Below are 15,125 nucleotides of genomic sequence, written 5' to 3'. Positions count from 1 at the left end.
TTGCAGCTGGTTGTGGTGCACTTGCATATTCTTGCGCTTTTTTTTCCGGTAGTGGCTGGCAGAGGAGAAATTGCCACCGTAGACTGTCAAACAGATGAAGCAATGGCAGGGCGATATGGGCTACCACGCATTTGAAAACTTGCGCCAGCACAAGGCAGTATTACACGACAATGTGCAGCTTAACTCCGGGGTGCAACTGGCATCCTGGTCAAATAAGCATGACACTATCACGCAGATGAGTGACCACCATACACTGAGTTTGTATGTGGCAGACGGATACGAAACCTACCACAAAACACGCCAGGGCTGGAAAAATGGCGGCGGGCCAGACAGATTTTGCCTGATGCCAGAACAGAGTGAATCCACCTGGGATGTACGTGCCGACCTTTCCTTTGTGCATCTGTACTGTACCAGTGCGCATTTACGCGCAATTGGCGAAGAGATTTGGGATCGCAACCCGGCAAGTATTCAGCTTGATGAACGGACGTTTGCCGAAGATGTCCACATTACTCAGCTCTACCGCCAGTTCTTGCTCAATAATGCCTGGGGCGAACAGGCAAACCACCTGGTGCTCACTACTGCGTCTACATTGCTGCTCACCCATATTGTGCAGCATTACAGTACCGTTCAGTGGAAATTACCTCCGGTAAAAGGCGGGCTGGCGCCAGTGGTGCTACGCCAGACAATGGAATGGATTGAACATCACCTTGATACATCTATTACTCTGGATAAGCTGGCGGCACAGGCAGGGCTCAGCGAATTTCATTTTGCGCGCATGTTCCGCCAGTCGGTTGGTGTTGCGCCGCATCAGTATGTAATGCAGCGCCGAATGATCAAAGCCGAACAACTGGTGAAAGCAGGGCAATTACCGCTTACCGATATCGCCCTGCAGTGTGGTTTTAGTTCTTCAAGCCATTTTTCAAACCGTTTCCGCGCTGTTTATGGCTGTACACCTTCCGCTATGCGTGCTTTAGGTGCCAGGCAGGCATAGCATACGCCACCGGCAACCAACCCCCAAAATGCACTCCCCACAGCGCCAAGTGTTACCCCGCTGGCGGTAATTAAAAAAGTAATAATCGCGGCGTCACGCTGATGGGGAACATTCAGTGCCTGAACCAGGCTGCCACTGATAGTGCCCAACAACGCTAACCCGGCAAGCGTCTGAACCCAGGCCTGGGGTACAGAGGCCATCAACGAGGTGATGGTGGCACCAGATAACCCGGCAAGCAGATAAAATATCCCAGCCGTGGCTGATGCTTTCCAACGTTGTTGTGCGTCAGCGTGTGCCTCCGGGCTCTGGCAAATTGCGGCAGTAATCGCGGCGATACATACAGAGAACACCCCGAATGGCGACAGCAGCAGCGACAACCCGCCGGTAACCACCATCAGTAATGAAACAGGCAGGTGGTAACCGGATGCTTTCATGGTAGCCACACCCGGTGCATTTTGAGATGCCATGGTGACCAAAAAGAAAGGCACACCAACACCCAGCAAGGCAGACAGAGAAAAGTGGGGCGTTACCCACTGCGGCATAACAAAATGGGTATCAATATGCCGGGTATCAATGCTGCCGGTCATGGCACAAATAACCAGCCCGACAACCAGAGTGAACACAATGGCATAGCGTGGCGCAATACGGCGGGCTATTACCCAGCAGGCTAACATTGTGCCGGTTAACCCCAGGTGGCCTTGCAGGTTAGCAAAGGCATCCAGCCCAAAACGCAATAAAATACCCGCCAGCATTGCGGCAGCCAGGCTGTGAGGAATAATTTGCATTAACCTGGCAAACAGGCCCGTTACGCCGCACAAAACAATCAGCAGGTTGGCAAACACAAAAACGCCAATAGCATCATTGATGGTCAGCCCATGCAGGCTGGTCGCCAGCAATGCAGCACCTGGAGTGGACCATGCAGTCAATACCGGAATACGGTACCAGCAGGACAAAATCAGCGAGCTGGCACCCATCGCAATACCCAGCATGGTCATCCAGCCTGCAATTTGGTCTGGTGTGGCACCTGCTGCGGTAGCTGCCTGCCAGATAATCGCAGCAGAGCTGGCATAGCCGACTAATACAGCGACAAAGCCGGACATTATCGTGGGAAACGGAAGGGATGCGTGCCTCATAACGGCTCCTGTATTGTGCGTTATAACGTCCGGACTATAACACCGTGCGTTATAACGCACAAGGCGCTATACTTACCGACCACACAGGAGGAATTTATGGATGATATAGCAGCCTGGTTGTCATCAACACTGAAACAGTTACGTCAGCAGCGCGGCTGGAGCCTGGCACAGGCCGCAGAGAAAACCGGTGTATCAAAAGCTATGCTGGGGCAAATTGAGCGCAACGAATCCAGCCCAACAGTTGCCACGCTGTGGAAAATTGCCACTGGACTGAATGTGCCGCTGTCGCGTTTTATCACCACACCAGGCAGTGAACGGCCAGTCTATGATGCCCAGCAGCAGGCGATGGTAGTGACACCACTATTCCCATATGACCCGGTATTACGTTTCGATATGTTCAGCATTACACTGGCACCGGGAGCACAAAGTGACTCCAGCCCCCATGAACAGGGTGTTATTGAACATGTGATTGTTCTTACAGGCGAATTATCGTTGTGTGTTGAGGGGCAATGGCACACACTTTCCGCCGGTGAGGCATGGCGCTTTATTGCAGATGTTCCCCACAGTTATGCTAACCATAGTGCTATAACCACAGTATTTCAGTCGCTGATTCACTATCCATCGTCTACGGTTTAAAACAGAGCGGCTTTACCGTGAAAAGCAGTTTTGCTCGTACCCGAATCTGACTACAATAGCCGCCTTTCAATAAACCTGAATAAGACAATTATGCGCCTGCAAACTCATAAACTTGAACTGCTCAGCCCGGCACGCGATGCCGAAATAGCCCGCGAAGCCATTCTGCATGGTGCTGATGCGGTCTATATTGGCGGCCCGGACTTTGGTGCCCGCCATAATGCATCTAACAGCCTGAAAGATATTGCTGAACTGGTTCCTTTTGCCCACCAGTTTGGGGCCAAAGTGTTTGTGACACTGAATACTATTCTGCATGACAATGAGTTGGCTGGCGCACAAAAGCTGATAACTGATCTGTATCAGGCCGGGGTGGACGCTTTGATTGTTCAGGATATGGGGATCCTGGAACTGGATATTCCCCCTATTGAGCTGCATGCCAGCACACAGTGTGATATTCGCAGTGTGGAAAAGGCCCGCTTTTTAGGCAATGCCGGGTTCTCGCAAATCGTTCTGGCGCGTGAGTTGAATCTCAACCAGATTGCAGATATTCATGCAAATACCGATGCCACCATTGAGTTTTTCATTCATGGCGCGTTATGTGTTGCGTACTCCGGGCAGTGCAACATTTCCCATGCGCAAACCGGGCGCAGTGCTAATCGCGGGGACTGTTCACAGGCCTGCCGCCTGCCGTACACCCTGAAAGATGACCAGGGGCGGGTGGTTGCTTATGAAAAGCACCTGCTTTCGATGAAAGATAACGACCAAAGCGCCAACCTGGAAGCATTGATTAATGCTGGTGTACGCTCTTTTAAAATCGAAGGGCGCTATAAAGACATGAGTTATGTGAAAAACATAACCGCTTATTACCGCCAGTTGCTGGATAACATTATTGAATCACGCAGTGATCTTGAGCGTGCGTCTGCTGGCCGCACGGAACATTTTTTTATCCCTTCTCCGGATAAAACCTTTCACCGCGGTAGCACAGACTATTTTGTGAATCAACGTAAACAGGATATTGGCGCTTTTGATTCCCCCAAATTCATTGGCTTACCTGTTGGTGAAGTGTTGAGTGTTGCGGCCAGACACCTCGATGTGGAAACCAGTGAGCCGCTCGCTAACGGTGATGGTCTGAATGTCATGATCAAACGCGAGGTCGTCGGTTTCCGTGTGAACACCGTTGAGAAAACGGGGGAAGGGCGTTACCGGGTCTGGCCAAATGAGATGCCTGCTGATTTACATAAAATCCGCCCACATCACCCACTCAACCGTAACCTGGATCATAACTGGCAACAGGCTTTGCTGAAAACCTCCAGCGAGCGACGCATTGCGGTAGACCTGGTACTGAGCGGCTGGCAGGAGCAACTGGTTCTGACTGCAACCAGTGAAGATGGCGTGAGTGTAACGCATACCCTTGATGGTCAGTTTGACATCGCAAATAACCCGGAAAAAGCGGAAAGCCAGCTTCATGATGGCGTGGCGAAACTGGGGCAGACATGTTATTACCCGCGAGAAGTTAACCTGGCTTTAGCGGCTCCATTGTTTGTGCCCAACAGCCTGCTGAACCAGTTACGCCGTGAAACCATTGCCATGCTGACCGATGCCCGCATGGCAAATTACCCGCGCGGCAGCCGTAAACCGGTGAGCGTTCCACCACCGGTTTACCCTGAATCACACCTGACTTTTCTTGCCAACGTGTACAACCAGAAAGCCCGTGATTTTTACCATCGCTACGGGGTTAAACTGATTGATGCGGCATATGAGGCACATGAAGAGAAAGGTGATGTACCTGTAATGATCACCAAACACTGCCTGCGCTTTGCGTTTAACTTGTGCCCAAAACAGGCCAAAGGCGTGCAGGGTGTTAAAGGGCGGGCAACCCCCATGCAACTGGTGCATCAGGATGAAGTGCTGACCCTGAAATTTGACTGTAAGCCTTGTGAGATGCATGTCATTGGCAAAATGAAGAACCACATTATGAAAATGCCGTTACCTGGCAGTGTGGTGGCATCAGTGACACCAGAAGAGTTAATGAAAACACTTCCTGGGCGGAAAGGGCGATAATTTCCCAGACTTTTGGTCTCAATTGCCCCGAATTTCGGGGCAATTGGTAGACTGAAAAATATTGTGATAGTAATTAAAACATCAGTCCCCGAACTCCCCGTCAGGGTTAATTGCCAGTAGTGTTAACCTGTTGTATCTGAGTGCATGGTATTTTGCATTCATGATCTCTGGGGTTTTCTCTGTAATCATCTTTTCACATACCTTTTGTCTGTCATAAAACGGCCCAGCTACGCTATCGATATATTCTCCATCCATTATCCCATAATAAAAAATGAACTCATTTTCGCCTATGGAGTAAGAAAATTTTTCCGTGGGCTGCTTTCCTTTTTTAGATACAAATAAATCCATGAAGGAATCACTAAACGTTATTGTGTATGGGTAGCCAGCGCCTTCAGGCAAGACTGTATTAAAAACAGCAATGATCTCATTTCTATTTTTAGCCATCGCGTCAATTTGTAAGTCCGTCATTCCCTGTCTTGCTGCATCTTGCGCTATATCATCTTTATGCACATGAAAATAACCTGCCACGTTGGGGAGATACCCGGTAAATGGGACTTTTAATGCGCACCAGGTATTGGAAGATTGGGTATAGGGATTAATGTACCGGCCATATGGTGCCTTGGTATAAACAAAAATACGCGCATTTTCCCAGTTAACAGAAGCGGTATATTCTCCTGTTCCCCATAAGCCATCGGTGGCGAGGTCCTGCAAGTTTGCTTTATCAGAAATTCTGGTTTCTTCTGGCAAATCAGTAATGGTGAAGTTTACCTGGGTTTTATGTGGAGTACGCCGCCGCTCTGCTTTGAGCAGTGCTTCGTCCACCCATTCTCGGGTATGCCTGGCTTCACCTAATTTCACATAAAAAATATATGTATCACCTGATCTTTTTAAATCAGAAACAGTAATTTGCTCTCTGGTGAACTTTAGCTTTGTATCAGAAAACAGTGAAATAATCGCTCCGGCATTGAAGGTGTTATGGTCCCCAGCCCATTCACCAATAATATCTGGTTCCTTACACCCGGTTAACAATAAAATTGTGGCGAGAACAGTCGGCCCTGTTTTCATTATAACTCCATTTATTAATTAACATATCATCCTGTGTTTCGGCGAAGAGTATCATGGTGTTGTACGCCATTACAGAGATAAACAGGAATTAAAAACCGAGTCATAAAACAGGAATTAGCGAGCAAACCACATATTAAATAGGTGTGCGAATTTAAAAGAAGTAACAAGGCACTCTGCAATATAAAAAAGAAACCCCGCTTATAGCGGGATTTCGCTCAGAACTGGTAACGTATTGGTTTACGGTGAGTCACTTCATGGAGTTGTTCGCGGGAATCATGAGCCGCTTCTTCAGTTACTGCGCGGAGCTCATCGCTGTCTGCTTCATGCAATAACTGGTAATCCAGGCTGCGCAACCCGACCTGCTCAGGTGTTAGTGTCCAGGCGGTAACCTGGTTAGTAGTCAGTGAACAAAAGATCAAGATTAAACAAACGGCTGCGTGACGCATTGCTATACTCCCTCAGGCTGACCTGCACACTATTGCAGAGAAAAAATCAATCTGTCAGGAGTTTTGCAAAGCCTTGAAAAGAAAGTGTAAGAAAAGCAAATGCAGAAAAAGCTGGTTGAACCTCTGTTTGAAAGAAAGGCCGGGCACAGCCCGGGCCATCAATCAATGAGAAACAGTATGAGAAAACAGGTTAATCACCATAACACCCGCGATGATTAGCCCCATTCCCAGCATTGCGGGTAAATCAAGTTTTTGCCCCAGATATAACCAGCCAACGATGCCAATCAGCACAATACCGGTACCCGACCAAACGGCATAAATAATGCCAATGGGCAAGGTGCGCATGGATACGGCAAGGAAATAGAAAGCCACGCCATATCCCAGTACCGTTACCAGTGAAGGCCACAGGCGAGTAAAACTGTCAGACATTTTCAGGGCGGAAGTGGCGATAACTTCGCTGATAATCGCGATACTTAAATAAAACCAGGTCATAGAAATTACTCCGTCAGCGCTAACAGGCGCTGAACAAGGGTTTCACGTTGTGTGGTTGTCATCGGGTGCACATTACATAAACTGGCGTAACACAGGCCATCTGCTGCTATGCGGCAGAACAGGGCAGTGGTGCCATCATCACTACCTTTATCGTCGACAGGCATACAGGTGTTGATAAAATCAGCCCAGCGCTCGCGCAATACCGGGTCTGCAAATAATGCAGCCATAATCCCCTGATTAAGCGCGACTTCCTGCTCACTCATCTCTCTGACACAGGCACGAATATAAGCTCGTGTTGCACGTAACCCCGGCTGGGTATCCGCCGCAATTTCGGCTTCTACTTCAGCAAGAAATTGTTGCATCGTCGTGTCAAAAACGGCGTCCACCAGAGCCTGACGGGTAGGGAAGTGGTATTGCAGCCCACCTTTACTGATACCTGTGCCTTTCACCACTTTGTCCATAGTCAGCCCGTGCAGACCTTGCGTGATAATCAAGTGAGTGGCGAAATCCAGCAGCGACTGGCGCAGTGCCTGAGGATCTTTATTGCGGGATCGGGCCATTGGTTGTCCTTTATTAAAAAATCAATCTATACGGATTGTTTTGATTTTGCCACAAGAAAAAACCAGCGGCAAGTTCGCGGCCAGTAAATACTTAGTGAATGGAAAAGGCTATTTGATGTAGGAATCCAGCACTTTCAGTACAACTTCAAGATCTTCTTCACGCTTGAGCTCCTCTCCCTGGTGGACGATATGCTCAGTCAGATGACCTTTGATAACCTCACGCAGTAAGCCATTCACCGCGCCGCGTATTGCAGCAATTTGCTGTAGCACAGCAGCACACTCATGGGGTTCATCAAGCATTTTATTCAGCGCAACAACCTGCCCCTGAATTTTGCTGGTACGGGCTTTGAGTTTCTTCCTGTCACGAATGGTATGTGGCATAGCGTGATCCTGAAAACAAAATATCAGTACATTATAACATCACCAATATACTGGGTGGTAGTATTTTTTACTGGGGGGGAGTACAATCCTCTAAGCATCGTAAGCTAACTAAGAATTATTATCATGAATGAGTTCACAGTACTTCTTCAGCAAGGAAATGCCTGGTTTTTTATTCCCAGCGCAATATTACTCGGCGTTCTCCATGGTCTGGAACCCGGTCATTCTAAAACTATGATGGCGGCATTTATTATTGCCATCAAAGGTACTGTACGCCAGGCGGCCATGCTCGGGCTGGCCGCAACTGTATCTCATACAGCAATTGTCTGGCTGATTGCCTTTGGTGGCATGTACATCAGCAACAAGTTCACCGCGGAGTCGGCCGAACCCTGGTTACAAATAGTGTCTGCCGCCATCATTCTTGGTACGGCATGGTGGATGTTTTGGCGAACCTGGCAAGGTGAAAAAAACTGGCTTGAATCTGTTCAGGCTCATGAACACTCCCACGAACATAGTCACCATCACCACACCGATATTCAGCAAATAGATACCGGGCATGGGAAAGTTGGGTTATCGATTTTTGAACAAGGACAGCCACCGCACTGGCGGTTAGCCACGCTGAGTGGGCATGTATGGCCCGCGGAACAAGTTTCTCTGGAAACAGTGCGCGAACCCGGCGGTGCAGTGGAGGTTTTTAATTTTGTCAACAAAGGCAGTTATCTTGAATCGACAGTAGCAGTACCGGAACCCCATGAATTTACCGTGCAACTGTCACTTGGCCACAATGGGCACGCGCATAAGTATGAGTTAGCCTTTACCGAAGATGGCCATGAGCATGATCATGGGATGCTCGCAGGACTGGATGTGAATTCGAAAGAGTACCAGGACGCACATGAACTTGCCCATGCTAATGATATTCGCCACCGCTTTCATGGCAAAGAAGTCACCAACTGGCAAATTCTGCTGTTTGGCCTGACAGGTGGCTTACTGCCATGCCCTGCAGCAATTACTGTGCTGCTTATATGTATCCAGTTGAAAGCACTGGCATTGGGGGCAACGTTGGTTATCTGTTTTAGTATTGGCCTGGCGCTGACACTGGTGACGGTTGGCGTTGGTGCGGCAATCAGTGTACGGCAGGTGGCAAAACGCTGGCAGGGTTTCAATACGCTGGCGCGCCGTGCGCCTTACTTTTCCAGCGTACTGATTGCACTTGTTGGGCTGTATATGGGGATTCACGGTTATCTGGGAATTACCGGGTAACATAAAGAGGTTTAGTTCCCCGCCAGGCAGACAGACCTGGCGGGTTTGGTTTAGTGGGAGTGTAACCCGGCCAGTTGCATCAGCAACCGAAACAGGAAACTGACAACTCCCAACGCCAGAACACTGGCAGCCCAAATAAGCAATAACCAACTAAGTTTGCGCCATACCGGAGCCGTGTTCATTAGTGATACCCTCCATCAGCATTCACTTTTCCACGAAACACATGGTAACTCCACCAGGTGTAGCCAAGAATAACAGGCAAAATGAACAACGCCCCGGGCAACATAAAGCGCTGGCTGGCCGCAGGTGCTGCCGCGTCCCATAAAGTCATCGATGGTGGTAACAGAAAAGGCCACAGGCTAACGCCAAGCCCGGCAAACCCAAGGAAAACAAGCATAATTGCCATAACAAAAGGATTCCGGTGGGTATTGTTCTGCTGCAAAGTCCGGGCTAGCTGAAAACTGCAAACGCCAACCAGTAACGGCACCGGCAGCAGGTACCAGAAACCCGGCAGGCTAAACCAGCGCCTGGCAATAAATGGCTGAGTAAGCGGGCAAAAAACGCTAACGCCCAGCAGAATGACCAGAAATAATCCCAGCAGCATTGTTGAAAAGTGGCGCATACGTAACGCCAGCTCACCATCACATTTCAATACCAGCCAGGTAGAGCCAAGCAGACTCCAGGCAACAACCAGGCCAATACCACAAAACACAGTGAAGGGCGTTAGCCATGGGAACAATGCCGTACTGCTCCCCGAAAAGCCCTGAACGAGAGCGCCTGCTACCATCCCTTGAGTAAACGTCGCCACAAAAGAGCCCAACATAAAACTTTTATCCCAGAACCCACGGTGGCTCTGGGTTGCGTTGACCCGGAACTCAAAGGCCACGCCGCGGAAAATCAGCCCCAGAAGCATCAGTGTCAGTGGTACCGACAAGTAATCGGTAATTGCAGCGTAAGCCTGTGGGAAGGCACCAAACAAGGCGGCGCCCCCCAGAACCAGCCAGGTTTCATTGCCATCCCAAACAGGCGCCACCGTGTTGACCATCACATCACGCCGGGAACGCGTATGCTCAACGGCAAACAGCATGCCCACTCCCAGGTCAAAACCATCCATGATGATGTACATCAGCGTGGCAAAAATAATCAGTGCAAACCAGAACAGTGATAAATCCATTGTGATTACTCCTTATCACTTATTGCGGCTGAAAGTGGGCGGGCGGGGGTTCCATGCATCTGAACACCAGTGTCCGGTTCAGGCCCCTTACACATCAAACGCAACATGTAGTGATAACCCACGCCAAAGACAGCACAGTAAACGACAATAAAGGTCAACAGGCTAAGGCTCATATGCAGGGTACTGTGGGCAGAAACGGCATCTTTAGTGCGCAGCAGGCCATAAACCACCCAGGGTTGGCGACCCACTTCAGTTGTTACCCACCCGGCCAGAAGCGCTATCAGCCCTGAAGGCCCCATAACAACGGCAAAACGCAGCAACCAGGTATTAGCGAACAACCGGTTATTTCTGCGGTTCACTAAGGCCCAAACACTGAGCAGTATCATTAAGATACCCAGCCCAACCATGACACGAAATGACCAGAAAACCAGAGGGGACCAGGGGCGGTCAACAGCAGGAAACTCACTTAGTGCGGGTACTTGTTTGGTCAACGAGTGTGTCAGGATCAGGCTGCCTAATGCCGGAATTCCCACAGCGTAACGCGTTGTTTCCCGTTGCATATCGGGCAGGCCAAACAGTAACAGTGGAGTCGGTTCACCTGGGATGTTTTTCCAGTGCCCTTCAATGGCGGCGATTTTGGCGGGTTGGTATTTCAGTGTATTCAGCCCATGCATATCGCCCAAAAACGCCTGTAGTGGCGCGGAGACAAGCAACATCCACATTGCCATGGAAAACATGGTGCGTACGGTTGCATCTTTGCGCCCACGTAACAGGTGCCAGGCGGCCGTTGCACCCACAAAGAGCGCGGTACTGACAAACGCAGCAACAGTCATATGCATCAGGCGGTAAGGGAATGACGGATTGAAAATAACCGCAAACCAGTCAACAGGCACAACATGGCCTTGTTCGATGCGATAACCCTGCGGGGTTTGCATCCAACTGTTGGAAGCCAGGATCCAAAAAGTGGAAATCAATGTGCCCAATGCAACCATACAGGTTGCGAAGAAATGCAACCGTGGGCCTACTTTATTCCAGCCAAATAACATCACACCAAGAAAACCGGCTTCAAGGAAAAAAGCGGTTAGCACTTCATAGGTCAGCAAGGGGCCAGTAATACTTCCGGCAAACTGAGAGAAAATTTTCCAGTTAGTGCCAAACTGGTATGCCATTACCAGCCCGGATACAACACCCATACCAAAGTTAACCGCGAAAATTTTACTCCAGAAATGGTACAGCGTGCGGTAATGAAGGCGCTGAGTTTTCAGCCATAACCCTTCAAGCACCGCCAGGTAGCTGGCAAGACCAATGGTGATGGCCGGGAAAATAATATGGAACGAGACCGTAAAGGCGAACTGGATCCTCGCCAGATGAAAGGCATCAAACGCCACGATACAAACCTCATAATTACCGAGTGGTGGCATTATCTTAAGTAGCCATGATATTGCTGGGCAGCCACAGTTAGTGGGTATTTTCCTATAACAGTTTTACAAAAAATGCCAGAAACAGGAAATTGTTATATATAACCCGTTGCGGAGGCTCCTGGTGGTTAAAAAAGTGTTACTATAGCGTTTCACTGAACCTGCCTGCTGTTGTATACATTGTGCGCCTGACACCAGCGCGCACGCTATCTGTACTATTTTCAATCAGGAAAGATTCATCAGGTGGGTGATTTTTTGTTAACAGGAAGTCTCGTGATGAACCAAAAAGATGCGGCCTGGATAGAGGAAAAGATTCGCTTTTCACAAACCAGTGTTGCCAAAGTTGTGTTCCCAACCACCATCAACCACCATTCAACGCTGTTCGGTGGCACTGCTCTGGCCTGGATGGATGAAGTTTCATTTATAGCTGCCACCCGTTTTTGTCGTAAACGCCTGGTAACAGTCTCAACCGAGAAGATCAATTTTAAACACCCGATCCCCTCGGGGTCGATTGTCGAACTGGTTGGCCGGGTGACCCGAGTGGGTAATACCAGCCTCACAGTCACTGTGACTATCTACCTTGAGCAGATGTACTCCGATGGCAGGGAAGAAGTCATTCATGGCGAGTTTAACTTTGTCGCCGTCGATGACAACGGCAAACCAACACCGTTGTTCGACGACACACCTTAGCCTATGAAAAAATATCAGCAACTGGCTGAACGTATTGCTCATCAGATTGAGTTGGGTGTCTGGCATCCTGGCGACCGGCTGCCATCAATACGTGAACAAACAGGCCATAGTGGCGTAAGTTTTATGACTGTCACGCATGCTTACCAGTTGCTGGAAAGCCGCGGGCTAATCATCGCACGTCCGCAGTCAGGTTATTACGTCTCACCCCCTGAGTCTGCTACTCCACCTGGTGTGCCAGCATCACTGGTTCACCAGGAAAACGTAGACATCAACAGTTATATTTTTGATGTGTTGCAGGCCAGTAGCCGTCCAGGAGTGGTGCCTTTTGGCTCCGCGTTCCCCGACCCAAAATTATTCCCGCTCGCTCAACTTAACCGCTCCCTTGCACATGTGGCGCGTAACACCAGTGCTGTGAGTATGACGGAAAACCTGCCACCTGGTCACCGTGCATTACGTCAGGCCATCGCCCGCCGTTACGCCCAACATGGGTTAACGATTTCTCCGGACGAAATCGTCATTACGACCGGGGCACTGGAAGCTCTGAACCTGAGTTTGCAGGCAGTCACCGAACCCGGCGACTGGGTTGTGGTGGAGACTCCCTGTTTCTATGGTGCCCTGCAAGCCATTGAACGCCTCAAACTTAAAATGATTGCTATCCCCAGTTCTCCCCATCACGGTATTGATCTTGCTGCGCTGGAGCAGGCCCTGAATAACTGGCCAGTAAAAGCCTGTTGGTTGATGGGGAATCACCAAAACCCACTGGGATTCACATTAGCGGATGAACGTAAACAGCAGATAGTCGATTTGCTGACACAGCATCAGGTGACATTAGTTGAAGATGATGTATATGGTGAACTCTACCAGGGAAACACACGCCCAGCCCCGTTCCGGGCTTTTGATACTGGGGGTATCACACTGCATTGCGCTTCGTTCTCCAAATCTCTGGTGGCCGGGTTCCGTGTAGGCTGGGTGGCCGCAGGCAGGCATGCCAGGCGTATTCAACAATTGCAACTGATGAGCACGCTGTCTGGCAGTGCGCCAGTGCAAATGGCGCTGGCTGATTACCTGACGACACGCAGTTATGATACTCATCTGCGCCGTTTACGGAGGGTTCTGGCAGAACGTAAGCACAAAGCGTGGCAAATTCTGCGCCAGCACTTACCAGAAAATTGTGTGATTACCCGCCACGACGGTGGGTATTTCTTATGGATCTCTTTACCTGAAGGTATTGATACCCGGGCACTGAATACCGCTGCAATTCGTGAACAAATTAGCGTCGCTCCCGTGAGTATGTTTACCGTGGGCCAGACCGGGCTTAATGGTTTTCGCGTTAATACCTCTTTTCCCTGGCAGGAACGGGAGATTCTGGCAGTACAAACACTTGGCCGGTTATTGCAACAGGCGCTCAATGCAGCTTCATAGGATATTTCAATACCACCTGTTTTTCACGAACAACCGCTAACTCCCTGTCTACACTTTAAAAGTTCACTCTTACTCTGAAACTCTTCATCACCCACCCGGCAAAACTGCGCGTTTAATCACAGCCTGGTGAAATAGTTAGTTACCGGTGCCGGAAAAAAGACTGAACAGTCTACTGTTTTTACGGGAGATATTTTTACGCCAGGGTTGGCCTGATTATTTTTAATAAGACAGGAGCCATACTCATGAGACATCGTTTTGCACGCAGCCTGTTATCCCTCTGTGTTTTTTCCATCACTGCCAGCCCGGTAGTTTTCGCTGAACCAACATCTGTCGGGCAAGGAGAAGGGCGGCTCGATATCATCGCCTGGCCGGGCTATATCGAACGGGGGCAAAGTGATAAGAACTATGACTGGGTAACGCAGTTTGAGAAAGAAACCGGGTGTGCGGTAAATGTTAAAACCGCAGCAACATCTGATGAAATGGTGAGTCTGATGGCGAAAGGTGGCTATGATCTGGTGACTGCATCAGGTGATGCCTCACTGCGCCTTATCATGGGTAAACGCGTTCAGGCGATTAACACCGCTTTAATACCTAACTGGAAAAATGTTGACCCACGTCTGAAAGATGCCCCCTGGTTCACGGTGGCTGGCAAAGTGTATGGCACACCGTACCAGTGGGGGCCCAACTTACTGATGTATAACACTAAAACCTTCCCAACCCCGCCAGACTCATGGTCAGTTGTTTTTACTAAACAACAACTACCTGACGGCAAGAGCAATGCAGGCCGTGTTCAGGCATATGATGGCCCAATTTATATCGCTGATGCCGCGTTGTTTGTTAAAGCGACGCAACCTCAACTGGGGATTACCGACCCATATGAACTTAACGAACAGCAGTATCAGGCGGTACTGAAAGTATTACGTGACCAGCATGCTCTGATTCATCGCTACTGGCATGATGCCACGGTCCAGATGAGCGATTTCAAAAATGAAGGCGTGGTCGCTTCAGGCTCCTGGCCTTATCAGGCTAACGTACTAAAAAGCGAAGGGCAGCCCATTGCCACCACCATTCCTAAAGAAGGTGTTACCGGTTGGGCAGATACCACTATGATGCATACGGATGCAAAACACCCTAACTGTGCATACAAGTGGATGAACTGGTCGCTGACGCCAAAAGTGCAGGGTGATGTGGCCGCCTGGTTTGGTTCATTACCGGCAGTCCCGGCAGGGTGCAAAGCCAGCACACTATTGGGCGACAAAGGGTGCGAAACCAACGGCTATGGCAGCTTTGCCAAAATCGCATTCTGGAAAACCCCTGTTGCTAAAGGTGGTAAGTATGTCTCCTACAGCCGCTGGACTCAGGATTACATTGCGATAATGGGCGGGCGTTAATGCCGGGGGTG

At 49.6% G+C, this 15,125-nt stretch carries 16 protein-coding genes; 7 read left to right on the top strand and 9 right to left on the bottom strand.

The genetic code is table 11. The features are described from left to right. Positions 1–94: 94 nt before the first annotated feature. Entirely contained in the window at positions 95–991 is an 897-nt protein-coding gene (locus A9B99_RS00935) for a helix-turn-helix domain-containing protein (protein ID WP_231889139.1), read from the top strand. Here A9B99_RS00935 and A9B99_RS00930 read toward each other — a convergent pair. After that, the gene (locus A9B99_RS00930) at positions 940–2,124 is read right to left on the bottom strand and encodes a benzoate/H(+) symporter BenE family transporter (RefSeq protein ID WP_064593758.1); all 1,185 of its coding nucleotides are present in this window, start codon (positions 2,122–2,124) and stop codon (positions 940–942) included. The genes A9B99_RS00935 and A9B99_RS00930 overlap by 52 nt on opposite strands. Positions 2,125–2,220: 96 nt before the next feature. Here A9B99_RS00930 and A9B99_RS00925 point away from each other — a divergent pair, with 96 nt between their 5' ends. Together A9B99_RS00925 and A9B99_RS00920 are read left to right on the top strand one after the other, a co-directional pair. After that, a complete protein-coding gene (locus tag A9B99_RS00925) occupies positions 2,221–2,760 on the top strand; it encodes a helix-turn-helix domain-containing protein (RefSeq protein WP_064593755.1) in 540 nt (179 codons plus the stop codon). Positions 2,761–2,850: 90 nt separating this feature from the next. Continuing rightward, complete coding sequence (locus tag A9B99_RS00920; protein WP_064593753.1) at positions 2,851–4,818, top strand: peptidase U32 family protein; 1,968 nt, start codon at positions 2,851–2,853, stop codon at positions 4,816–4,818. Positions 4,819–4,899: 81 nt separating this feature from the next. On the opposite strand, the gene A9B99_RS00915 is transcribed toward A9B99_RS00920, so the two are convergent. From A9B99_RS00915 to rcnR, 5 genes are all read right to left on the bottom strand, one after another. Further along, positions 4,900–5,883, bottom strand: coding sequence for a hypothetical protein (locus A9B99_RS00915; RefSeq protein WP_064593751.1), 984 nt, complete (start codon positions 5,881–5,883; stop codon positions 4,900–4,902). Between the two features lie 215 nt (positions 5,884–6,098). Then, positions 6,099–6,329, bottom strand: a complete 231-nt coding sequence (locus A9B99_RS00910; RefSeq protein WP_064593748.1) for a DUF2554 family protein — start codon at positions 6,327–6,329, stop codon at positions 6,099–6,101. Between the two features lie 162 nt (positions 6,330–6,491). Then, complete coding sequence (locus tag A9B99_RS00905; protein ID WP_064593745.1) at positions 6,492–6,821, bottom strand: DMT family transporter; 330 nt, start codon at positions 6,819–6,821, stop codon at positions 6,492–6,494. Positions 6,822–6,826: 5 nt separating this feature from the next. Continuing rightward, entirely contained in the window at positions 6,827–7,381 is a 555-nt protein-coding gene (locus A9B99_RS00900) for a TetR/AcrR family transcriptional regulator (protein WP_064593742.1), read from the bottom strand. Between the two features lie 108 nt (positions 7,382–7,489). Beyond that, entirely contained in the window at positions 7,490–7,762 is a 273-nt protein-coding gene (gene rcnR / locus A9B99_RS00895; RefSeq protein ID WP_036113026.1) for a Ni(II)/Co(II)-binding transcriptional repressor RcnR, read from the bottom strand. 123 nt (positions 7,763–7,885) lie between these two features. On the opposite strand from rcnR, the gene A9B99_RS24450 reads away from it, so the two are divergent. Next, entirely contained in the window at positions 7,886–9,019 is a 1,134-nt protein-coding gene (locus A9B99_RS24450; protein WP_064593739.1) for a nickel/cobalt efflux protein RcnA, read from the top strand. A gap of 50 nt (positions 9,020–9,069) precedes the next feature. Here the strand turns inward: A9B99_RS24450 and A9B99_RS00885 are convergent, their stop codons facing one another. From A9B99_RS00885 to A9B99_RS00875, 3 genes are read right to left on the bottom strand one after another with little or no spacing between them, the layout of a single operon-like run. Next, positions 9,070–9,201, bottom strand: coding sequence for a DUF2474 domain-containing protein (locus tag A9B99_RS00885; RefSeq protein ID WP_064593736.1), 132 nt, complete (start codon positions 9,199–9,201; stop codon positions 9,070–9,072). Then, positions 9,201–10,199 (bottom strand): cytochrome d ubiquinol oxidase subunit II, encoded by a 999-nt coding sequence (gene cydB / locus A9B99_RS00880; protein ID WP_064593733.1) that lies wholly within the window; start codon positions 10,197–10,199, stop codon positions 9,201–9,203. The genes A9B99_RS00885 and cydB overlap by 1 nt, the downstream gene beginning before the upstream one ends. Beyond that, positions 10,199–11,584: a cytochrome ubiquinol oxidase subunit I gene (locus A9B99_RS00875; protein ID WP_156518992.1), complete on the bottom strand. Its 1,386-nt coding sequence runs from the start codon at positions 11,582–11,584 to the stop codon at positions 10,199–10,201. The genes cydB and A9B99_RS00875 overlap by 1 nt, the downstream gene beginning before the upstream one ends. A gap of 303 nt (positions 11,585–11,887) precedes the next feature. Between A9B99_RS00875 and A9B99_RS00870 the strand changes: the two genes are divergently transcribed. The 3 genes from A9B99_RS00870 (at position 11,888) to ydcS (ending at position 15,114) form a co-directional block, all read left to right on the top strand. Continuing rightward, entirely contained in the window at positions 11,888–12,301 is a 414-nt protein-coding gene (locus A9B99_RS00870) for an acyl-CoA thioesterase (RefSeq protein ID WP_064593727.1), read from the top strand. 3 nt (positions 12,302–12,304) lie between these two features. Further along, positions 12,305–13,723, top strand: coding sequence for an aminotransferase-like domain-containing protein (locus A9B99_RS00865; RefSeq protein WP_064593724.1), 1,419 nt, complete (start codon positions 12,305–12,307; stop codon positions 13,721–13,723). 242 nt (positions 13,724–13,965) lie between these two features. Continuing rightward, the gene (gene ydcS / locus A9B99_RS00860; RefSeq protein ID WP_064593721.1) at positions 13,966–15,114 is read left to right on the top strand and encodes a putative ABC transporter substrate-binding protein YdcS; all 1,149 of its coding nucleotides are present in this window, start codon (positions 13,966–13,968) and stop codon (positions 15,112–15,114) included. The last annotated feature ends 11 nt before the right edge of the window (positions 15,115–15,125 follow it).

This window comes from Mangrovibacter phragmitis (assembly GCF_001655675.1).
Classification (GTDB): domain Bacteria; phylum Pseudomonadota; class Gammaproteobacteria; order Enterobacterales; family Enterobacteriaceae; genus Mangrovibacter; species Mangrovibacter phragmitis.
This window is presented reverse-complemented; position numbering and strand designations above follow the sequence as displayed.